The following is a 21,457-nucleotide window of genomic DNA, read 5'->3' as shown; positions in this document are numbered from 1 at the left end:
AATCCCTTGACCAGGAGGGATACAGCCTGTCAGCACCGGTCGCCGCCCCCCGGCCCCCGCTGGCCGGATACGGCCAGCGGCGCCTCAGCGGCGCAGGTAGGCGAGCACCGCGAGCACCCGGCGGTGGCCGTCCTCCGAGCGGGGCAGGTCCAGCTTGGCGAGGATGTTCCCGATGTGCTTGGCCACCGCCGCCTCGCTCACCGTGAGAGCCCGCGCGATGCCCGCGTTGGTGCGTCCCTCCGCCATCAGCGCCAGCACCTCCCGTTCCCGTCCGGTCAGCGGGGCGAGCGGGTCGCGGCGGCGGCGCAGCAGGTTCGAGACGACCTCCGGGTCGACGACCGTTCCGCCCGCGGCCACCTGCGCCAGCGCGGCGCGGAACTCGCCGATGTCGCCGACCCGGTCCTTCAGCAGGTAGCCGACGCCCCGGCCGCCGACCGAGTCGAACAGCTCGGCCGCGTAGGTGTGCTGGACGTACTGGCTGAGCACCAGCACCGCCAGCCCGGGACGGGCCGACCGCAGCTCCACGGCGGCGCGCAGGCCCTCGTCGGAGAACCCGGGCGGCATCCGCACGTCGGTCAGCACCAGGTCGGGCTCGTGCTCGGTCACCGCAGCGACCAGGCCGTCCGCGTCGCCGACGGCGGCCACCACCTCGTGGCCGAACCTGGCGAGCAGGCCGGCGAGCCCCTCGCGCAGCAGGACGCCGTCCTCGGCGACGACTACCCGGAGCGGTCGATCGGGCCGCACGGCACCTCCAGCCGGACGAGGGTGGGCCCGCCGGGCGGGCTGGACAGGTCGAGGGTGCCGCCGACCACGGAGATCCGGTCGACCAGGCCCGCCAGCCCGGTGCCCCGCACGACCGCCGCGCCGCCGACCCCGTCGTCCCCGACCTCCACCGTCACCCGGTCGCCGCGCCGCGCGGCGGTCACCCAGGCACCGGTCGCGGAGCTGTGCTTGGCCACGTTCGCCAGCGCCTCGCTGACCGCGAAGTACAGCGCGCTCTCCACCGGGTCGGGGAGGCGTTCCGGCAGGTCGAGGTCGGCCTTGACGGGGACGGGGGAGCGGCCGGCCAGCTCGTCGACGGCGGCGGGCAGCCCCCGGTCGGTGAGCAGCTTGGGATGGATGCCGTGGATCAGCTCGCGCAGCTCGCCCAGGGCGAGCCGCGCCTCGGCGTGGGCCTTGGCGACCAGCTCGCCGGTCTCCGGCCCGTCGGTCGTGCGGGCGAGGCCGAGGGTCATGGTCAGCGCGACCAGGCGCTGCTGGGCGCCGTCGTGCAGGTCCCGCTCGATCCGGCGCCGCTCGGCCTCGAAGGCGTCCACCAGCCGCGCCCGCGACCGGGTCAGCTCGTCCACCCGCTCGGTCAGCTCGGGCTCGCGCGGCGCGACCAGCAGCAGCCGGGTGAGCGCGGCGCGCGCGGCCGCGACCACCGCCACCAGGTACGCGCCGACCAGCAGGGAGACGGCCCCGATCGGCAGGACGGCCCACGGCTGCCAGGCGCCGGTGAGCGTCCACGTCTTGAGGAGCCGCACCTCGCCGTCCGCGGCCAGGAACGGGGTGGCCAGCAGCGCCGCCGGGACCGCCAGCCCGGCGACCAGCGCCGCGAGCTCCAGCGGCCACAGCACGGTCGCCGACAGCAGCGCGAACGCCAGGTCGCGCCAGGTGGCCTGCTCGCGGTAGCGGGTCCGCAGCCAGGGCCAGAAGCCGGGGCGCTCGGGATCGCGGTGCGGATCGGCCGCGCGCTCCCGGTCGACCAGCCGCAGCCGGCGCCGCTCCAGCGCCGCGACCGGCAGCCCGCAGAGCCCGAGACCGAGCAGCAGCGGGACGCCCACGACGAAGACCGCCGACACGATCCCCAGGGTCAGCGCCACGCTCAGCAGGACCAGTTCCAGCGCGCCCGCCAGCACCCCGGTGACCAGGTACGCCGCCGCACGCCACGGCCAGCCGGTGACCAGGAACCCCCGGTCGGTCAGCGCCTGCCAGGCCGTGCGTGATCGCATGGCACGACCGTACTCGCCCGGCCCGCCGCGGCCCATGACGGCAGGACCACCTCCGGGGTAGAACCAGTGCTACCCCGAAGACTCGAACCAGCGCCAGTGCGCCCGCCGGTTCCGGACGGTTGGCTGGCGGCATGGACAGTGCGGGGATGGACAGCGCGGGCATGGACGACGAGGCGGTACCGGCGCCCGAGGCCGCGGTGCGGCTGACCGCCGTGACCAGGACCTACGGGTCCGGCGACGGTGCGGTGACGGCACTCGCGGGGGTGACGCTGGAACTGGCGGCCGGCACCTTCACGGCGGTCATGGGGCCGTCCGGCTCGGGCAAGTCGACGCTGCTGCAGTGCGCCGCCGGGCTCGACGAGCCCGACGAGGGGCGGATCGCGGTGGCGGGCACCGACCTGACCGGCCTCGGCGAGACGCGGCTCACGCTGCTGCGCCGCGACCGGATCGGGTTCGTCTTCCAGTCGTTCAACCTGATGCCGTCCCTCACCGCCGAGCAGAACGTGGGGCTCCCGCTGCACCTGGCGGGGCGGCGGCCCAAGAAGGCGGAGATCGCCGCCGTCCTCCAGGACGTGGGCCTCGCCGACCGGGCCGGGCACCGGCCCAGCCAGCTGTCGGGCGGCCAGCAGCAGCGGGTCGCGATCGCGCGGGCGCTGGTGACCCGGCCCGCCGTCCTGTTCGCCGACGAGCCGACCGGGGCCCTGGACAGCTCCACCTCACGCGACGTCCTGACCATGCTGCGCAGCCTGGTCGACCAGCGCGGCCAGACGATCGTCATGGTGACGCACGACCCGGTCGCCGCCTCCTACGCCGACCGCGTGGTGTTCCTGGCCGACGGACGCCTGGTGGGCCAGATGGACCGGCCGACCGCCGAGGCCGTCGCGGCCCAGATGACCCACCTGGAGTCGGCGCCGTGCTGAGGATCGCATTGCTGACCGTCCGCGCCCGCTGGATCGCGTTCGCCGGCTCGTTCATCGCCCTCACCCTGGGTGTCGGCCTGGTGGCCACCATGGGGCTCGCCCTGGCGGCCGCCTTCGGCACCCAGGCGACGCCCGCAGGTGAGGACGGGGCCGTCCGGTACGGGGCGGCGCCCGCCGTCGTCCAGGCCCCCGGCAGCCTGCACGTCCGCATCGGGGACAAGACGAAGAGCCGCGAGCTCAAGGCCCCGCGCGGGCTGGACCCCGCCGTCGCGGCGAGGATCACCGCGCTCGGCGGCGCCGTCGAGGACCGCGTCTTCTACGCCCAGCCGGCGACCGCCGGCGGGCCCCGGGTCACCATCGGCCGGCCCTGGTCGGTCGCCCCGTACGCGCCGTACCGGCTGGTCGCCGGACGAGCCCCCGCCGCGCCCGGCGAAGTGGCCCTGCCCGCGGGCGGGTCCCGTCCGGGCGCGGCGGTCCCCGTCCTCACCGCCCGGGGCCCCGCGACGTACCGGGTGGTGGGGGTGGTCGACCCGGGCGAGGCCGAACCGGCGGTCCTGTTCGCCGACGCCGAGGCCGCCCGGCTCTCCCCGCGCGTCGACGCCGTGATCAGCCGCGCGCCCGCCGCGGAGCTGCGCGCCGCCGCCGGCGGCTCCGCCGAGGTCCGCACGGGCGACCGCGCCCGGACCGCCGGAGCCTCCGGGGCCCGCGACGACACCCTCGACGGCACCAAGATCATGCTGGGCACGGCCGGCGGGATCTGCGGATTCGTCGCCGTCTTCGTCGTCGCGTCCACCTTCGCCCTCGCGGTCGCCCAGCGGCGCCGGGAACTGGCGCTGCTGCGGGCCGTCGGCGCGACGCCCCGCCAGGTGCGGCGGATGCTGTTCGCCGAGGCGTTCGCGGTCGGGACGATCGCCTCGGCGCTCGGCTGCGTCCTCGGGCCGCTGTGCGCACCCGCGCTCGGCGGCTGGCTGGTCGACCGGCGGCTGGCGCCCCCGTCCTACACCGTGCCGGTGGCGGTGTGGCCACTGGCCGCGGCGTTCGCGACCGGCCTCACGGTCTCGCTGCTCGGGGTCTGGGCGGCGTCCCGGCGGGCCGGCCGGATCCGCCCGGCCGAGGCGCTGCGCGACGCGGCCCTGGAGACCCGCCTCATGACGACCGGCCGCTGGGTGCTGGGCATCGGCGCCACCGCCGCGGGCCTGTGGATGACGGCGTCGGTGCTCGGCGACCCCGGCACCGCCACCGGCCGCAAGCAGTACATCCCGGTCACGATGCTGCTGATCACCGGTGTCGCGATGCTCGCCCCGGTCGTCGTCCCGCCGCTGGCCCGGCTGGTCGCCTGGCCGCTCGGCCGGCTGCCGGGCGCCGGGGCGATGGTCGTCCGGGAGAACGCCCTGACCGCCGCCCGCCGCACCGCCGCGACCGCCGCGCCGGTGCTCGTCACCGTCGGCCTGGCGCTCTCCCTGCTCGGCGCCACCGCCAGCATCGACGGCGCCCGGCACGCCGAACTGCGGGCCCAGCACCACGCGGACTTCATCGTGACGCCCGCCGGGACGCCCGGACTCAACCGGGCCGTGGTCGACCGGGTCGCGGCCGTCCCCGGCGTGGACACCGTCGTCCGGACGCCGACCACCCTGTACGCCCTGGAGGACGGCGACGCCCTGGTGAAGTACCCGGCGCAGGCGGTGACACCGCAGGCGCTCGCCCGCGTCGCCGACCTGCCCGTCGTGGCGGGCGACCCGGCCCGCCTCACCGACGGCACGATCATCGTCTCGCGGGAATGGAACCGGGAACCCGGCGACCGGATCGACGTGTGGCTCGCCGACGGGACGAAGACGTCCCTGGTGGTCGCCGCGGTGCTCAAGACCGGCACCGGCGACGGCAGCGTGTTCGTCACCCCGCGCAACGCCGGCCCCGGCATGCCGGAGTCGATCGATGTGAAGCTGCGCCCCGGCACCGGCCGCGGCGCCGCGCTCGCCGCCCTGCGCGCCGCCACCGACCGGCTCGGGGCGCGGCCCGTCCCCGCCCGGGACTGGATCGGCGCGGCCACGTCCGAGAGCGGGCGGCAGAGCCGGCTCGGCATGTTCGTCGTCCTCGGCGTCGCGCTGCTCTACTGCGCCATCGCGATCGCGAACACGCTGGTGATGGCGACCGCCGACCGGGTCCGCGACCAGGCCGTGCTGCGCCTGTCCGGGGCGACCCGCGGGCAGGTGCTGCGCGTGGTCGCCGCCGAGTCCCTGCTGGTCGTCGGCATCGGCGCGGTGCTCGCCGTGCTGGTGTCGGCGCTGAGCATGGGCGGGGTGGTGGCCGGGCTGCTCGGCCTGTCCGGACGGCTCACGGTCGTGGTGCCGTGGTCACCGGTCGGCGGGGTGGTCGCCGCGTGCGCGGTCATCGCGCTGCTGGCCTCGGTGCTGCCCGCGCGGGCGGCGATGCGGGCGCGCGCCGTCGAGGCGCTCGGCACCCGCGAATGAGCTTCGCGGCCGGCGCGACGGCCGGCGCGACGGCCGGCGCGACGGCCGGTGCGACGGCCGGCGCGCCCGGCGTGCGGAAGCAAGCCGGCGTACAGAAACTGTATAGACCGCCGCCCCAGGGTGAGGGCATGGACGACGAGCACGGCTGGACGCCACTGGACATTCGGCCCGGCGACGCCGGGGCACCGGCGGACGTCGACGGACTCCTGGCATACCTCGCCGACGGGGACCTGGTCGGCGACCTGCTGGTCAAGGAGAAGGCCCTGGTCTTCCGCGGTTTCGGCGTCCCCCGCGACCGGCTCGAAGCGGTCATGGACGCCGTCCTGCCCGACCGGCTGGCCTACGTGCACGGGAACTCGCCGCGGACCAAGGTCGGGGACAACGTCTACACCTCCACCGAGTACCCCGCCGAGATGACGATCTCCATGCACAACGAGTTGTCGTACTCCTCGCGGTGGCCGTCGCGGCTGATGTTCTACTGCGAGGTCGCCGCCGACAGCGGCGGGGCCACCCCGGTCGTCGACGGCGCGCGGTGGCTGGACGTCCTCGACGACGAGGTGCGGGCCGCCTTCGCCGGCGGAGTCCGCTACACCCAGAACCTGCACGACGGCTACGGGCTCGGCAAGAGCTGGCAGGACACCTTCGAGACCGGTGACCGCGACCGCGTCGAGGCGTACCTCGCGGACATGGACGCCGCCTGGGAATGGCGTCCCGACGGCGGGCTGCGGGTGAGCCAGATCCGTCCGGCCACCGTCCGGCACCCGGTGACCGGGGAGGAGGTCTGGTTCAACCAGTCCGACCAGTGGCACCCGGCCGCCCTCGGCGACGAGACCGCGGCGGCGCTGGCCGCCGTCGTGCCGGCGGAGGACCTGCCGCAGTCGGTCGCCTACGCCGACGGCCGCCCCATCCCCGCCGACCACGTCGTCCAGGTCCGCGACCGCGGGCTGGCGGAGGCGGTCGACGTCGACTGGGCCCCCGGCGACGTCCTGCTCATCGACAACGTGCTGGTCGGGCACGGCCGCCGCCCGTTCACCGGCTCCCGGCGCGTCCTGGTCGCGATGACCGGCTGACCGGGCGGCGCAGGTGAACGAGTGGCGCAACCGAACGAGCGGCGGAGGGAACATGACGAGTGCGGCGCAGGCGGGCCGCGTGCTGCCCCGCGTGATCGAGTGCGGCGACCCCGGCCCGGACCTGTTCGGCCTGCTGGAGCGGGACCGCGCGGAGATCCGGCGCCGGCTCGCGGCCGACGGGGCGGTGCTGCTGCGCGGCTTCGCGGTCGGCGGCGTCGACGGGTTCGACCGGGTCGTCCGGACCCTGTCGGGCGCACCGCCGCTGGCCTACGCGGAGCGGTCGTCCCCGCGCAGCACGATCAAGGGCCGGGTCTACACCTCGACCGACTACCCGGCGGACGAGGAGATCTTCCTGCACAACGAGAACTCCTACCAGTCGGCCTGGCCGCTGACGCTGTACTTCTACTGCGTCGAGCCGCCCACCGGGCAGGGCGCGACGCCGCTGGCCGACATCCGCGGCGTGTACCGCCGCATCGACCCGTCCGTGCGCGAGGAGTTCGAGCGGCGCCGCTGGATGGTCGTCCGCAACTTCCACGATGACTTCGGCGCGTCCTGGCGCGACGCGTTCGGCACCGGCGACCGGGACGCCGTGGCCGCCTACTGCCGGGACCGCGGCATCGACGTCGAATGGCGCGGCGCGGACGGCCTGCGCACCCGCGCCGTCCGCGACGCCGTGCACGTCCACCCGGTGTCCGGCGAACGGGTCTGGTTCAACCACGCCACGTTCTTCCACATCACCACCCGCGACGCCGACGTCGCCGAGGGCCTCCTCGAAGTCTTCGGCGAGGACGGATTGCCCTCCAACACCTACTACGGCGACGGCGGCCGCATCCCCGACGAGGTCGTGGCGCACCTGCGCGACTGCTATCGGGCGGCGTCCGTCCGGTACGACTGGCGGCGGGACGACGTGCTGGTGGTCGACAACATGCTGGCGGCGCACGGCCGCGAGCCCTTCACCGGCCCCCGCAAGATCGCCGTCGCGATGGCGGAGCCCTCCGCGTGAGGGTCGCCGTGGTCGGCGCGCGCGGCACGATCGCCGGGGTCGCCGAGAGCAGGGTGAGCTTCCAGCGGTACGAGTCGGGGCGGCTGCCCGTCGCCGAGATGGTCGGCGCGCTCCACCCGGAACTGGACGACGTCGCCGAGGTCACGGCGGCCGACTTCGCGGGCGACCACCGCACCGCCTCCGGCCTGTGCGCCCTCACCCGCACGGTGGAGCGGGAACTGGCCGCGTCCGACGCGGTCGTGGTGACGACCGGCACGAACGAGCTGGGGGAGCTGGCGTACTGGCTCGACCTGACGCTGGAACGCACCAGACCGGTGGTGGTCACCGGCGCTCTGCGCCCCTGGACCGTCATCGGCTCGGACGGCCCGGCGAACCTCTACAACGCGATCGTCCTGGCGGCGAGCGGCCGCACCCGCCGCTTCGGCGCGGTCGTCATGCTGAACGACGAGATCCTGGCGGCCCGGGACGCCGTCAAGAGCGACAGCCAGCGCATCCACGCCTTCCAGTCGCCCGGACTCGGCCGGCTCGGCACGATCGACGGCACCCGGATCAGGCTCCGGCGCGTCACCGCCCGGCCGGGCACGTCCGCGCCGTTCGACCTGACCGGCGTCCGGATCCCCAAGGTGGAGATTGTGCCCGGCTACCTCGACGCCGGCCCCGAGGCCCTCGTCGCCGTCGCCGAGGCGGGAGCCGCCGGGATCGTCCTGACCGGCCCGCTGTCCGCCGCGCAGAAGCGGGCCGCGCGGACCCTGGCCGGCAGGGGCCTCACCTTCGTGGCCGCACCCCACACCCAGTCCGGGGCGGCCTACCCCCGTGACGAAGCGGCGATAGGGAGCGACCTCCACCCGCCCAAGGCGCGAATCCTCCTGATGCTCGCGCTGACGCGGGCGCAGAACCCGGGCGAAGTGCGGGACATCTTCACCTGCGAATCCCGCTGGGCCGAGTCTCCGTAGCCGCTCACGCGAAGGTCACCTCCGCCGTGGCGTGCCGTCCCTCCCGGTGGGTGGCGACGCGCAGGTCGGCCTGAGAGCCGGACGGAGTGCCGCAGATCGCGAGGTGCTCGCCCGCGAACACCGGCCGCCGGAGCCGGTAGGACAGGGACCGCACCCGGGACTGCGGGGCCTGGCGGCGAGGCAGTTCGAGCATGAGCAACGCGAGCAGCGGCCCGTGGACGAGGAGTCCGGGGTATCCCTCCTCCTCCCGGGCGTAAGGGGCGTCGTAGTGGATCCGGTGGGCGTTGGCCGTGAGAGCGCTGAACCGGAACAGCAGAACCGGGTCCGTCTGCACCGCGAGCCGCCACGGATCGGCAGCCTGCGGAACGGCGCCGTGGTCAAGGGACGACGGATGCCGCCCGGCAGTACGTCCCGACCGGTAGACGATGTCCTGCTCCTCGACGACGCAGACGCGTCCACGCTGCCGGAACTCGTGCCGCTCGGTGACGAAGAGCATCCCGCGCTCCTCCTTCACGCTGACGGCCCCGAGGCTGCTGACACGTTCGGCGTCCTCCCCGAGCCGGAGCGGACTGACGATCTCGCACCGCCCACCGGCCCACATGCGCTGCCGGTCGGGGAGGGGCGGCATGAAACGCCCCTCCCGCGGATGCCCGTCCGCACCGAGGGCCTGCCGTGGCGGCCAGGCGAGGAAGTAGAGCCAGTGCCACAGCGGCGGAAGCAGACCGTCCGCCGCGGCCGCGTCCGGCAGGTCGAGCACCGCCGAAAGCGCCGCGGCAGGGCCGGCCTGCAGGGAGTCGAGAACCGTGACGGGCTCGGGAGCCCAGGAGTCGACGTACGAACTGAGCGAGTGCGGCGAAGAAGTCATGTTCCGTCCTTGGAGTCCGATGCGATCCCATCATGGGAGGTCACCCGTGATGGAATTGCCCCGGCCCGAACACGACATCGCGGGGGATCCGGTCGCATGGAGACGCAGAAGAAGAGAGACGCAAGCCGCCTGTACGGCGTGATGCTCCTACTGGCGGCGGTGGTCCTGCTCGTCGACCAGCTCAGCAAGCTGTGGGCGGTGTCCGCGCTCTCCGACAGCGAGCGCATCGCCGTGGTCCCACCACTGATCCACTTTCGCCTGCTGTACAACCCCGGTGCCGCGTTCTCCATAGGCACCGGAGCGACGTGGGTGTTCACCCTGACGGCGGCAGCGGCGGTGGCGGGCATCCTCTACACCGCACGCCGGCTGAACTCCGCATCCTGGGCGCTCGCGCTGGGCGCACTGCTCGGCGGTGCGGTTTCCCACCTGGGCGACCGCCTCTTCCGCGAGCCCGGCCCCGCCCGCGGCCACGTCGTGGACTTCATCGACTACGGCCCGTTCGTGGGCAACGTCGCCGACATCGCCCTCGTCTGCGGCTGCGCCGCCCTGGTACTCCTCAACCTGCGCGGCATCCACCTCGCCAAGACACCGAGCGAAGAATCCGCTTAGCGGCCCACTCGCCCCGATGATTTTTCCGCACCCCGCCGGTCTGTACGCCGAGTACCGACTTGAAGGAGCTGACGCCATGCGGAAACTGACCTACGCCATGAACGTGAGCCTGGACGGCTACATCGCCGCGCCCGGCGACGACCTCGGCTGGAGCGTACCGAGCGACGAGCTGTTCCAGTGGTGGTCCGACCGGGTGGGGTCGACCGCCCTGTCGCTGTACGGACGCAGACTGTGGGAGACGATGAGCTCCCACTGGCCGACCGCCGACCAGCAGCCCGGCGCCACACCGGCGGAGATCGAGTTCGCCCGCCGCTGGCGGGACATGCCGAAGGTGGTGTTCTCCTCGACGACCGGCAAGGTCGACTGGAACACCCGCCTGGTCACCGGCGACGCGGTCACCGAGATCACCCGGCTCAAGGCCGGAGACGGCGGCCCCATCGACATCAGCGGCGCCACACTCGCCGCGACGGCGATGCGGGCCGGCCTGATCGACGAGTACATCCTGGTCACCGCACCGGTCCTGGTGGGCGGCGGCACGCCGTTCTTCACGGCCCTGGACAACTGGGTGAACCTGACCTTGACGGAGACCCGAACGTTCCCCGAAGGCATACTCCTGACCAGATACGAAACCAAACGCTGAGCCCCTGCCCCCAACTCCACCCGCGCTCCGAAAACCGCGTACCTGATCAACACAGAAGCCCCTCTGACCCCGGAGGGGTTGACCCATTGGACGGCTACGCCGCCGAACCCCAGAACCATCCTGAAAACGAGACCGGTACCAACCGGTCCGGTCTCTTTTCGGCCGTCGCCGACCGGCGGCCTCATCGTGATCGCCGCGGCCAAGGGGCGCGTCTCGCCCGTAGCGGGCCTCACCGCGGTGACCTCCGTATTGGTCAAGAACACGCGCGGGATGCCCGGCCCGGCTGTGATGCGGCGGGCGCTGGAAGAATCCCGGCTGATCACGAAAGCATTGGACGCCTGCGCAACGAACCTGAACGGCGAGCCCTCCAAACCGGAGTACTACCGGCGTCGCCGGCGCGGCTTCTACGGTGCGCTCAAATACGCCGTCCGCGAGAAACAGCTTTCGACGAGTACGGCACCGGGCCGGACGGCCGACTGTTCCGCACTTACAAGGATGGCGTGTATCAACCCTCGGCGCTGTGGCGGGTCCTGGACGCGGCGCTACGCCGCTGACTGGGCCCCCGCATACGCAACAAACCCCGGTGCCTGGCTAAGTGCCTGGTCAACCGGGGTTGTTCGAGATCATTTGAGGTGCCCCCTGCAGGATTCGAACCTGCGCACACGGCTCCGGAGGCCGTTGCTCTATCCCCTGAGCTAAGGGGGCCCTGCGCCCTTGGAAGGGTGCGGTAGAAGGTTAGCAGGGTTGGCGGGGTGACGCGCACCTGGCTTTTCGTCGTGCGTGCGGGGGGTGGAGTGGGCTAACTTCGAGCCGTGACCGAGCCACTGGGACGCGTGCTGGTCGTCGATGATGACGAGGTGATCCGCCAGCTCATCGCCGTGAACCTGCAACTGGAGGGGTTCGAGGTGGAGACCGCGGTGGACGGTCAGGACTGCCTCGAGAAGGTGGGCGAGGCCCGGCCGGACGTCATCACGCTGGACGTGATGATGCCGCGGCTGGACGGGTGGGTCACCGCGGTGCGGCTGCGGGAGGATCCGGGGACCGCGCACATCCGAGTGGTGATGATCACCGCGCGGGCGCAGGAGCATGATGTGCGGCGGGGGCACGAGATCGGTGTCGACGCCTACGTGACCAAGCCGTTCGACCCGAACCAGCTGATCCAGACGGTGCGGAAACTCGCTGCGGTGTCCAGATAGTGGTCAGATAGTCTCACCAGGGTGACTCCAGTCGGCGATGCGCTCGTGCGCGCGGTGCGAAACGCCGTGGCCGAGGGCGAGATCGATGTCGCGGTGCCGGAGAGCGTGGTCGTCTTCGGGCGCGGGCGGGGAGTCTTCGAGAGTCCGGTGGCGTTGCGGCTCGGGATCGAGCCCGAGGTGATCGCGCGGCGGGTCGGGGGCGTTGTCGCGGGTGTCGGGTTCGTCCGGGTCGTGCTCGGGGTCGGGGACGTGGTGGACGGAATTCTGCGTGATCCTCGTTACGGGATCGCGCGGGTGCCGGAGAAGACGTGGGACGAGTGGCCCCGGACGTTCGGCAATCCCGGGTTCTCGGTGCGTTATGCCTATGCGCGGGCCTGCTGGGCGGGGCGGTGGGCGCGTGAGCTCGGGGTCGGGGACGCACCACTCAGGGCCGGCGGGCTGGAGTCCGAGCTCGTGTGGGCCATGGGGGACGTGCCGGCGCGGGCCGAGCAGGCGGAGCGGGAACGGGATGCCAGGCCGCTGATGTTGTGTTTGGAGAAGGTGGCCGGGGCGTACCACGACGTCCACGAGCGCTGTCCCGTCGTCCCGAAGGGCGATGCGGAGCCCGTTCCGGGGCGGGCGGGGCTGGCGCGGGCGGTGCGGGTCGTCCTCGGCAACGGGCTGAACATGATCGGTGAAACCCCTAGAGAGCGGATATGAGTCGAGTACACCCTGCTGGGCCGCGGCATGCCGATGTGCTGCCGGAGGACCACCCCGCCGGGCCGGCGGAGGATCTGAACGCCCTGGAGCCCGCGGTGTGGCCGCGCGGCGCCCGGCGGGAGGACGGAGTCCTGACCGTCGGCGGCGTCGATGTGCGGGATCTGGCCAAGGAGTACGGGACGCCTCTGTACGTCTATGACGAGGAGGACGTCCGGAGCCGGGCCAGGGAGTACGCGGCGGCGTTCCATGACGGGAACGTCCACTACGCGGGCAAGGCGTTCCTGTGTACGGCCGTCGCCAAGTGGCTCAAGGAGGAAGGGCTCGGGCTCGACGTGTGCAGCGGGGGTGAGCTCGCTGTTGCCCTGGCGGCCGACTTCCCTACCGAGCGCATCACCCTGCACGGGAGCAACAAGGCCCCCTGGGAGATCGAGAAGGCCCTTGAGGTCGGGGTCGGACGGATCGTGCTCGATTCGTTCGAGGAGATCGCGCGGGTGGCCTACATCGCCCAGGAGAGGGGCGTCCGGGCCAAGGTGATGGTGCGCGTCACCACGGGTGTGGAGGCGCACACCCACGAGTTCATCGCGACCGCGCACGATGACCAGAAGTTCGGGTTCTCGCGCAGTTCCGGGGCCGCGCTGGAGGCGGTGCGCCGGGTCCTGGAGCTGAAGCAGCTGGAGCTGGTCGGGCTGCACAGCCATATCGGGTCGCAGATCTTCGAGGTGGACGGGTTCGAGGTCGCTGCGCACCGGCTGGCGGAGCTGCTGGTGGCGATCCGGGACGAGCACGGCGTCGAGCTTCCCGAGCTGGACCTCGGCGGCGGCTACGGGATCGCCTACGTGCCGGGCGAGGAGCCGCACGACCCCAAGTCCATCGCGGACGGGCTCAGGGACATCGTCGCCCGCGAGTGCAGGGCGTACGACCTGGCGATGCCGCGGCTGACCGTGGAGCCGGGACGGGCGATCATCGGGCCGGGCGGCGTCACGCTGTACGAGGTCGGCACGGTCAAGGACGTCGAGGGCCTGCGCACCTACGTCTCGGTGGACGGCGGCATGAGCGACAACCTGCGCACGGCGCTGTACGGCGCCGAGTACACCGGCGCGCTGGCGAGCAGGTCGTCCGATGCTCCGCCCATGCTCAGTAGGCTTGTCGGCAAGCACTGCGAAAGCGGCGACATTGTGGTGCGGGACCTGTGGTTCCCCGAAGATCTTGCGGCGGGGGACCTGGTGGCGGTGGCGGCGACCGGTGCGTACTGTCGGTCGATGGCCAGCAACTACAACTTCGTCCCGAAGCCGGCCGTGGTGGCGGTGAGGAACGGCAGGTCGCGCGTGATCGTCCGGCGGGAGAGCGCGGCGGATCTGCTGCGGCTCGATGCGGAGGTCGAAGCGTGAAACCCGCACTGCGCGTGGCGCTGCTCGGATGCGGCGTGGTCGGCACGGAGGTCGTCCGGCTGCTGATCGGGCAGGCCGATGATCTGGCCGCGCGCGTCGGGGCCCCGCTGGAGCTGGCCGGGATCGCGGTCCGCAGGCCGGACCGGGTGCGCGCGGGGGTCCCCGAGGAGCTGCTGACGACGGACGCGCAGGCCCTGGTGACCAGGGACGACGTCGACATCGTCATCGAGGTCATCGGCGGTATCGAGCCGGCCCGGACGCTGATGCTGGAGGCGATGAAGTCCGGCAAGTCGGTCATCACGGCGAACAAGGCGCTGCTGGCCGAGGACGGCGCGACGCTGTTCGCGGCGGCCCGGGAGTACGGCGCCGACCTGTACTACGAGGCGTCCGTCGCGGGCGCGATCCCGCTGCTGCGGCCCCTGCGCGACTCGCTGGTCGGCGACCACGTGCACCGGGTCCTCGGCATCGTGAACGGCACCACGAACTACATCCTCGACCAGATGGACACCTACGGCGCCGGTTTCAACGACGCGCTGGAGGAGGCGCAGGCGCTCGGCTACGCGGAGGCCGACCCGACGGCCGACGTGGAGGGGTTCGACGCGGCGGCCAAGGCGGCGATCCTGGCGCAGCTCGCCTTCCACACGCCTGTCACGGCCGCGGACGTCCATCGTGAGGGCATCACCGAGGTGAGCCCCGCCGATGTGGCGGGCGCCAAGGGAATGGACTGCGTCGTCAAGCTCCTGGCCATCTGCGAGCGCATTCCCTCCAAGGACGGACGGAACGGCCGCGGCGTGTCCGTCCGCGTGTATCCGGCGATGATTCCCAGGTCGCACCCACTGGCGAGCGTCCGCGAGGCGTACAACGCGGTGTTCGTGGAGGCCGAGTCCGCCGGGTCGCTGATGTTCTACGGCGCGGGTGCCGGTGGTGCTCCGACGGCGTCGGCGATCCTCGGCGACCTGGTCGCGGTGGCCCGGAACGTGGCCGGCGGTACGCCGGGCCCTGTCGAGGTCACGTACGCGAAGCTCCCCGTCCTGCCGATGGGCGAGACGGTCACGCGCTACTACATCCAGGTGGACGTGACGGACGAGGCCGGTGTCCTCGCCACGGTCGCGGAGGAGTTCGCTAGGCACGGCGTGTCCATCCAGGCCGTCCGGCAGGTCGGGCTGGGCGAGGAGGCGCAACTCGTCGTCGTCACGCACCGGGCACCGGACGCGGCGCTCACCGCGACGGTCGAGGGCCTGCGCGGGCTGGAGATCGTCCGGGCGGTGACGAGCGTGATGCGTGTCGAGGGCGAGGAGTAAGCCGCACCCGAGCCCCCCGCCGCAAGGCCCACCGAGGATCGGGACGACAAATGCCGCCCCGGTAGACTCCGGGCAACATCCCAGGTCATTCCAGGAGACCGACGTGAACCCGAACGCCCGCGCGTGGCGTGGCCTCATCGAGGAGTACCGCGACCGGCTTCCGGTGACGGACAAGACACCAGTCGTCACGCTGCTCGAGGGCGGTACCCCGCTGGTGCCCGCCCACCGCGTTTCCCAGCTGACCGGCTGCGAGGTGTCCCTCAAGGTCGAGGGCGCCAACCCGACCGGTTCGTTCAAGGACCGCGGCATGACGATGGCGATCAGCAAGGCCGCCGAGGACGGCGCGAAGGCGGTGATCTGCGCGTCCACCGGCAACACCTCCGCGTCCGCCGCCGCCTACGCGGTGCGGGCCGGGATGACCTGCGCGGTCCTCGTCCCGCAGGGCAAGATCGCGATGGGCAAGCTGGCGCAGGCGCTGGTGCACGGCGCGCGGCTGCTCCAGGTGGACGGCAACTTCGACGACTGCCTGGAACTGGCCCGCAAGCTGTCGGTCGACTACCCGGTGGCGCTGGTCAACTCCGTCAACAAGTACCGGCTGCAGGGGCAGAAGACGGCGGCGTTCGAGATCGTGGACGCGCTCGGCGACGCCCCCGACATCCACTGCCTGCCCGTCGGGAACGCCGGCAACATCTCCGCGTACTGGATGGGCTACAAGGAGTACGCCGCCGACAAGGAGGCGTCGAAGACCCCGCGCATGCTGGGCTTCCAGGCCAGTGGCGCGGCGCCGTTCGTGAAGGGCGAGCCCGTCCTGAAGCCGCAGACGATCGCGACCGCGATCCGCATCGGCAACCCCGCGTCCTGGGACCTGGCCGTCGCGGCGCGGGACGAGTCGGGCGGCGCGATCGACTCCGTCACCGACCGGCAGATCCTCGCCGCCTACCGCCTCCTCGCCCGCGAGGAGGGCGTCTTCGTCGAGCCCGCCTCCGCGGCGAGCGTCGCCGGCCTCCTGCAGGCGAGCGAGCAGGGCGCCGTCCCGCGCGGCTCGCGGATCGTCTGCACGGTGACCGGCAACGGCCTCAAGGACCCCGACTGGGCCATCTCCGGCGCGCCCGCGCCGACCACCATCAAGGTGGACGCGCACTCCGCGGCCTCCGAACTCGGCCTGACCTGAGCGTGGCGCCCACGAGAACCGCCTGGACCGAAGGCCCGGTGCTGGTGCGGACCCCCGCGACCAGCGCCAACCTGGGCCCCGGCTTCGACTCCCTCGGCCTCGCGCTGACCCTGTACGACGACGTCGAGGTCGAGCTGACCGGCGACGCGGCGCCCGCTGGGGACGCGGTGTCCGCCGGGGACGCGGTGTCCGTCGGCGACGCGGTGTCCATCGAGGTGGACGGCGAGGGCGCCGAGGTCGCCGACCGGGGCGAGCGGCACCTCATCGTCAAGGTGCTGCGCCGGACCTTCGACGTCCTCGATGACCTGGCCGGATCCGGCCCCTCCCGGCCGCCGGGGATCCGGCTGCGCTGCCGCAACCGGATCCCGCACAGCCGCGGCCTCGGCTCGTCGTCGGCGGCGATCGTCGCCGGCATCGTCGCGGCCCGCGCGCTGCACCCCGCCGGGAAGCTGCTCGGCGACGACGCCGCGCTGCGCCTGGCCACCGAGATCGAGGGGCATCCCGACAACGTCGCGCCGTGCCTGGCCGGCGGGCTGACCGTCGCCTGGACGGCACCGGGCGGCGCGCGGCTCGTCCGGCTGGAATCGCAGGTCACGCAGGTCGTCGCGGTGGTCCCCGAGCAGCGGCTGGCGACCGAGCGGGCGCGCAGCCTGCTGCCCGCGACCGTCCCGCACGGCGAGGCCGCCGCCAACGCCGGGCGCGCCGCGCTGCTCATCGCGGCGCTCACCGGGGGCCTGCCCGCGGACGTCCTGCTGGACGCGACCGAGGACCGGCTCCACCAGGACTACCGCGCGCCCGCCATGCCCGAGTCCGCGGCGCTGGTCAAGAGGCTGCGGGCGGCGGGCGTGCCGGCCGTGATTTCCGGGGCCGGCCCGACTGTCCTGGCCTTCACAAACGCATCACGAGTTGATTCAGTAGTCCCCGAAGTGGGTAAAGGGTGGCACATACACCCGTTGGACGTCGCGACCCGCGGCGCACGCGTCATGACCGGAGAACCCGAGGTCCGGGCTTGATCGCGGCACCGTGGGCCGGGTCCGCGCGGTGCACCGACCGGTGCCGGTTCCGGCCCGGTCGCGCCAGGTAAAATGCGAAGACATCGACCTCTGGGGAATAGCAGTGTGCCCTGGTGATGTTAGGCTGAATGCCGCACCAGATGCCCCGTTCGGGGCAGCGTGCTCGTCAGCCGCGCGTCGCCTGTCCGACCCTCCGGTCGTGTCGGTCCCGCGTACTAGGCTCCCCGACACCGTGACATCCCGTTGTCAGGCATACCAGCGCAACAACTTCGGACGTGGCGGTACCGGGGACACGCACGAGCGGAACGTCCCGTCCACCATCTGGCTGTGCCCAGAACACGCAGATCCCGGTTCCATCGTGATCAGCGGAGCCCGTCCCGGCGCCCCCGCCGGGCCGCACCACCGGGTCGACTGGCCGAACGCCGGCCAACGCCCGCTCCCTGGGAAGGACCCTTAGTGAGCGAATCCAGCGAACTCCTTACGGACGCACCCAGCACGGGACCCGCCGACGCCGCGCAGGCCGGCGCGGAGCCCGCGACCCCCCGGCGCCGCCGGTCGGGCACCGGCCTGTCGGCCATGGTGCTGCCCGAGCTCAAGGCGCTCGCGTCCAGCCTCGGCATCACCGGCGTGACCGGGATGCGCAAGAGCCAGCTCATCGCCGCCATCCAGGAGAAGCAGGGCGGCGGCAAGGAGCAGGGCTCGGCGGGGGGCGAGCAGGGAGCCGCTGCCCCGGCCAAGACCGAGCGTCCCCGGCGGACCCGCACCGCGGCCGCCAAGCGCGAGGCCGCCGACGACCAGGTCACCATCGCCGACGCCGCGCCCGCCGCCGAGCAGGCCCCGAAGCAGGCCGAGGGCCCGGCCGACAAGCAGGCCGACAAGCCGGCCGAGAGCACGGACGCGGGCGCCGAGAAGGCGGAGCGGACCGACCGGCCGGAGCGGGCCGAGCGGGCGGACCGGCAGGGCGGCCGTCAGCGCGGCGACAGGCAGGACCGGGGGGCCGGCGAGGGACGCGGCGAGCGGCACGGCCGCGACCAGGGCCGGGAGCAGGGCCGCGACCAGAACGCCGAGGACGGCGAGTCCCACGGCGGCCGCGACAACGGCCGCGACAACGGCCGCGACAACGGCCGCGACCAGGGCCGCGACCAGGGCCGCGAGGGCCGTGAGGGCGGCGGACGCCAGCGGCAGCGCGGTGGCCGCGAGCGCGGCGAGGGCCGCGACCGGGGCGACCGCAACGACCGGAACGACCGCGGCGACCGCGGTGACAGGAACGACCGGGGCGACCGGAACGACCGCGGTGACCGGGGCGACCGGCAGCGCGGCCAGAGCCAGGGCGGCGGCGGCCAGCACGACGATGACGACGGCAGCGGCCGGGGCCGGCGCGGGCGCCGGTTCCGCGAGCGCAACCGCGGCCGCGGCCGCGAGCGCTTCGAGGAGCCGGTGGTCACCGAGGACGACGTCCTCATCCCGGTCGCGGGCATCCTCGACATCCTCGACAACTACGCGTTCGTCCGGACGACCGGCTACCTGCCCGGCCCGAACGACGTGTACGTGTCGCTGGCGCAGGTCCGCAAGAACGGCCTCCGCAAGGGCGACGTCATCACCGGCGCCGTCCGGCAGGCGCGCGAGGGCGAGCGGCGCGAGAAGTTCAACGCGCTGGTCCGCCTCGACACCGTCAACGGGATGGAGCCTGAGCAGGCCAAGAACCGCGTCGACTTCAGCAAGCTGACCCCGCTGTACCCGCAGGAGCGGCTGCGGCTGGAGTCCGACCCGGGCGTCCTGACCACGCGGATCATCGACCTGGTGTCGCCGATCGGCAAGGGCCAGCGCGGCCTGATCGTGTCGCCGCCGAAGGCCGGCAAGACCATGGTGCTCCAGGCGATCGCGAACGCGATCACCAAGAACAACCCGGAGTGCCACCTGATGGTCGTCCTGGTGGACGAGCGTCCGGAAGAGGTCACCGACATGCAGCGGACGGTGAAGGGCGAGGTCATCCACTCGACCTTCGACCGTCCCGCCGAGGACCACACCACGGTCGCCGAGCTGGCGATCGAGCGGGCCAAGCGGCTCGTCGAGCTGGGCCACGACGTCGTCGTGCTGCTCGACTCGATCACCCGCCTGGGCCGGGCCTACAACCTGGCGGCGCCGGCGTCCGGCCGGATCCTGTCCGGTGGTGTCGACTCGACCGCGCTGTACCCGCCGAAGCGGTTCTTCGGCGCGGCGCGCAACATCGAGAACGGCGGCTCGCTGACGATCCTCGCCACCGCGCTGGTGGAGACCGGGTCCCGCATGGACGAGGTCATCTTCGAGGAGTTCAAGGGCACCGGCAACATGGAGCTGAAGCTCAACCGGAGCCTCGCCGACAAGCGGATCTTCCCGGCGGTGGACGTCGACCAGTCGTCCACCCGCAAGGAGGAGATCCTCATGGCTCCGGAGGAGCTGCGGGTCGTCTGGCAGCTGCGCCGGGTGCTGCACGCGCTCGACACGCAGCAGGCGCTGGAACTCCTCATCGAGAAGATGAAGGAGACCAAGTCCAACGCCGAGTTCCTCCTCCAGGTGCAGAAGACCACGGTCTCCGACGACCGCTGAGAGCACTGAAGCACCGAGGCACGCGAGAAGCCCCCGCCCGGGCCACCGGACGGGGGCTTCTCGCGTCCATGGTGGGGTTAGCCCCACCCCGGATTCGGCGGTGCGCGTCATGGTCGGTCCGCCCTCGCCCCGGCAGTCTGGGGATCGTAGGTCGGGAACGGGGCACGGAGGACGATGTGGGCGAGCTGAGCAGAGAGTCCGGCGGCGGCGCCGTGGGATGGGCCGCGGCGCGATGGGCCGCGGCGACGCGCGGCGGCGGGGACGCCCCGTCCGTCCTGAACGGGTCCTGGCACCCGGTGGCGATGGCGCGGTCGTCGGTGACCTGGCGGTCCGCGCTCTACCTGGGCGTCAGCATGGCGTTCGGGCTGGGCTGGTTCGTCGCGCTGGCCGTGGGGCTGACGCTGTCGGTCGCACTGCTGATCATCTGGGTGGGGCTGCCGCTGCTGGCGCTGATGATGATCGCGTGGCGGTTCGGGGCGATGCTGGAGCGGCGGCTGGTCCGGGCCGGGTTCGGCGTCCGCGTCCCAGACCCGTACCGGCGGCTGCCCGCCGGCCGCAACCCGCTGTCCAAGCTCAGGGGCATGGCGGGCGACCCGGCCACCTGGAAGGACCTGCTCTACCTCGCGGTCCTGTTCCCCCTCACGATGGCCGAGTTCGTCGTCTCCGCGGCGGTGTGGGGCGCGACGGCCATGACGCTGTTCTTCCCCGTGGTCGTGGCGGTGGCCGGCGGCGCCGAGATCAACGTCGGGGTCGCCTCGTACTGGGCCGGCAACCCGCTGGAGGCCGTCGCGGCGATGCCCCTCGGGCTGCTGTTCCTCGGCCTCGCGATGTACGCGACCCGGGCGATGGCGATCGGCCATTCCCTGCTCGCCGCGCTGCTGCTCGGCCCGAGCCCCGCGCAGACCGAGAACGTCGAGCTGCGCAAGCGCACCGAGCACCTGCGGGCCAGCCGCGCCCGCGGGGTGGACGCCGCCGAGTTCGAGCGGCGCCGCATCGAGCGCGACCTGCACGACGGCGCGCAGCAGCGGCTGCTGGCCGTGGCGATGGACATCGGCCGCGCCCGTGCCAAGCTCGACGACGACCCGGAGGGCGCGCGAGCGCTGATCGAGCAGGCCCACGCCGGCACCAGGGAGGCGATCTCCGAGCTGCGCGACCTTGCCCGCGGGATCTACCCGGCGATCCTCACCGACCGCGGCCTGGACCCGGCGCTGTCGGGCCTCGCCGGACGCGCCCCCGTCCCCGTCGAGGTGAACGTCGACCTGCCGGAGCGTCCCCCGGCGGCGGTGGAGAGCATCGCCTACTTCATCGTCGCCGAGTCGCTGGCGAACGTCGCGAAGTACGCCCGCGCGACCCGGGTGTCGGTCCGGGTGGCCCGCGAGGACCGCTGGGTCGTCGTCGAGGTGATCGACAACGGTGCCGGCGGCGCGGTCGCCAGGCCCGGGGGCGGCCTGGCCGGCCTCGCCGACCGGGCCGCGACGATCGACGGGATGCTGATCGTGGACAGCCCGCCCGGCGGCCCCACCATCATCCGCGCGGACCTGCCCTGCACCTGGTGAGAGCAGCCTCCGACCCGCCACATAA

18 protein-coding genes and 1 tRNA gene are annotated in these 21,457 nt (G+C 73.1%); 15 read left to right on the top strand and 4 right to left on the bottom strand.

Going from position 1 to position 21,457, the window contains the following annotated elements; translation table 11 throughout:
* Positions 1-84 precede the first annotated feature (84 nt).
* Positions 85-744 (bottom strand): LuxR C-terminal-related transcriptional regulator, encoded by a 660-nt coding sequence (locus tag ABZ806_RS33160; protein WP_500221393.1) that lies wholly within the window; start codon positions 742-744, stop codon positions 85-87.
* Entirely contained in the window at positions 717-1,994 is a 1,278-nt protein-coding gene (locus ABZ806_RS33155; RefSeq protein ID WP_500221392.1) for a sensor histidine kinase, read from the bottom strand. The genes ABZ806_RS33160 and ABZ806_RS33155 overlap by 28 nt, the downstream gene beginning before the upstream one ends.
* Positions 1,995-2,140: 146 nt before the next feature.
* Between ABZ806_RS33155 and ABZ806_RS33150 the strand changes: the two genes are divergently transcribed.
* The 5 genes from ABZ806_RS33150 (at position 2,141) to ABZ806_RS33130 (ending at position 8,408) form a co-directional block, all read left to right on the top strand.
* A complete protein-coding gene (locus ABZ806_RS33150) occupies positions 2,141-2,914 on the top strand; it encodes an ABC transporter ATP-binding protein (protein ID WP_500221391.1) in 774 nt (257 codons plus the stop codon).
* Positions 2,908-5,382, top strand: a complete 2,475-nt coding sequence (locus ABZ806_RS33145; protein ID WP_500221390.1) for an FtsX-like permease family protein — start codon at positions 2,908-2,910, stop codon at positions 5,380-5,382. Before ABZ806_RS33150 ends, ABZ806_RS33145 begins: the two co-directional genes overlap by 7 nt.
* Positions 5,383-5,510: 128 nt before the next feature.
* Positions 5,511-6,452, top strand: coding sequence for a TauD/TfdA family dioxygenase (locus tag ABZ806_RS33140; protein ID WP_500221389.1), 942 nt, complete (start codon positions 5,511-5,513; stop codon positions 6,450-6,452).
* Between the two features lie 52 nt (positions 6,453-6,504).
* Positions 6,505-7,455 carry a TauD/TfdA family dioxygenase gene (locus tag ABZ806_RS33135; RefSeq protein WP_500221388.1) on the top strand — a complete coding sequence of 317 codons (951 nt, stop codon included), beginning with the start codon at positions 6,505-6,507 and terminating at the stop codon, positions 7,453-7,455.
* Positions 7,452-8,408: an asparaginase domain-containing protein gene (locus tag ABZ806_RS33130; protein ID WP_500221387.1), complete on the top strand. Its 957-nt coding sequence runs from the start codon at positions 7,452-7,454 to the stop codon at positions 8,406-8,408. Before ABZ806_RS33135 ends, ABZ806_RS33130 begins: the two co-directional genes overlap by 4 nt.
* A gap of 4 nt (positions 8,409-8,412) precedes the next feature.
* Here ABZ806_RS33130 and ABZ806_RS33125 read toward each other — a convergent pair whose 3' ends face one another.
* Complete coding sequence (locus ABZ806_RS33125) at positions 8,413-9,273, bottom strand: HTD2 family dehydratase (protein WP_500221386.1); 861 nt, start codon at positions 9,271-9,273, stop codon at positions 8,413-8,415.
* A gap of 96 nt (positions 9,274-9,369) precedes the next feature.
* Between ABZ806_RS33125 and ABZ806_RS33120 the strand changes: the two genes are divergently transcribed.
* On the top strand, positions 9,370-9,882 hold the full coding sequence (locus ABZ806_RS33120; RefSeq protein WP_500221385.1) for a signal peptidase II: 513 nt from the start codon (positions 9,370-9,372) through the stop codon (positions 9,880-9,882).
* Positions 9,883-9,958: 76 nt separating this feature from the next.
* Positions 9,959-10,522 (top strand): dihydrofolate reductase family protein, encoded by a 564-nt coding sequence (locus ABZ806_RS33115; protein WP_500221384.1) that lies wholly within the window; start codon positions 9,959-9,961, stop codon positions 10,520-10,522.
* Between the two features lie 633 nt (positions 10,523-11,155).
* Here ABZ806_RS33115 and ABZ806_RS33110 read toward each other — a convergent pair.
* Positions 11,156-11,227 (bottom strand) — tRNA-Arg (locus tag ABZ806_RS33110).
* 128 nt (positions 11,228-11,355) lie between these two features.
* Here ABZ806_RS33110 and ABZ806_RS33105 point away from each other — a divergent pair.
* The 8 genes from ABZ806_RS33105 (at position 11,356) to ABZ806_RS33070 (ending at position 21,432) form a co-directional block, all read left to right on the top strand.
* A complete protein-coding gene (locus tag ABZ806_RS33105) occupies positions 11,356-11,718 on the top strand; it encodes a response regulator transcription factor (RefSeq protein WP_500221399.1) in 363 nt (120 codons plus the stop codon).
* 21 nt (positions 11,719-11,739) lie between these two features.
* Positions 11,740-12,417 (top strand): DALR anticodon-binding domain-containing protein, encoded by a 678-nt coding sequence (locus tag ABZ806_RS33100; RefSeq protein ID WP_500221383.1) that lies wholly within the window; start codon positions 11,740-11,742, stop codon positions 12,415-12,417.
* The gene (gene lysA, locus ABZ806_RS33095) at positions 12,414-13,805 is read left to right on the top strand and encodes a diaminopimelate decarboxylase (protein WP_500221382.1); all 1,392 of its coding nucleotides are present in this window, start codon (positions 12,414-12,416) and stop codon (positions 13,803-13,805) included. The genes ABZ806_RS33100 and lysA overlap by 4 nt, the downstream gene beginning before the upstream one ends.
* A complete protein-coding gene (locus ABZ806_RS33090) occupies positions 13,802-15,106 on the top strand; it encodes a homoserine dehydrogenase (protein WP_500221381.1) in 1,305 nt (434 codons plus the stop codon). The genes lysA and ABZ806_RS33090 overlap by 4 nt, the downstream gene beginning before the upstream one ends.
* 103 nt (positions 15,107-15,209) lie before the next feature.
* The gene (gene thrC / locus ABZ806_RS33085; RefSeq protein WP_500221380.1) at positions 15,210-16,277 is read left to right on the top strand and encodes a threonine synthase; all 1,068 of its coding nucleotides are present in this window, start codon (positions 15,210-15,212) and stop codon (positions 16,275-16,277) included.
* The gene (thrB, locus tag ABZ806_RS33080; RefSeq protein ID WP_500221398.1) at positions 16,274-17,290 is read left to right on the top strand and encodes a homoserine kinase; all 1,017 of its coding nucleotides are present in this window, start codon (positions 16,274-16,276) and stop codon (positions 17,288-17,290) included. The genes thrC and thrB overlap by 4 nt, the downstream gene beginning before the upstream one ends.
* Positions 17,291-17,746: 456 nt before the next feature.
* Positions 17,747-19,876: a transcription termination factor Rho gene (rho, locus tag ABZ806_RS33075; RefSeq protein WP_500221379.1), complete on the top strand. Its 2,130-nt coding sequence runs from the start codon at positions 17,747-17,749 to the stop codon at positions 19,874-19,876.
* 176 nt (positions 19,877-20,052) lie between these two features.
* Positions 20,053-21,432 (top strand): sensor histidine kinase, encoded by a 1,380-nt coding sequence (locus ABZ806_RS33070; RefSeq protein WP_500221378.1) that lies wholly within the window; start codon positions 20,053-20,055, stop codon positions 21,430-21,432.
* The last annotated feature ends 25 nt before the right edge of the window (positions 21,433-21,457 follow it).

The organism is Spirillospora sp. NPDC047418, assembly GCF_040643275.1.
GTDB lineage: Bacteria > Actinomycetota > Actinomycetes > Streptosporangiales > Streptosporangiaceae > Spirillospora.
This window is presented reverse-complemented; position numbering and strand designations above follow the sequence as displayed.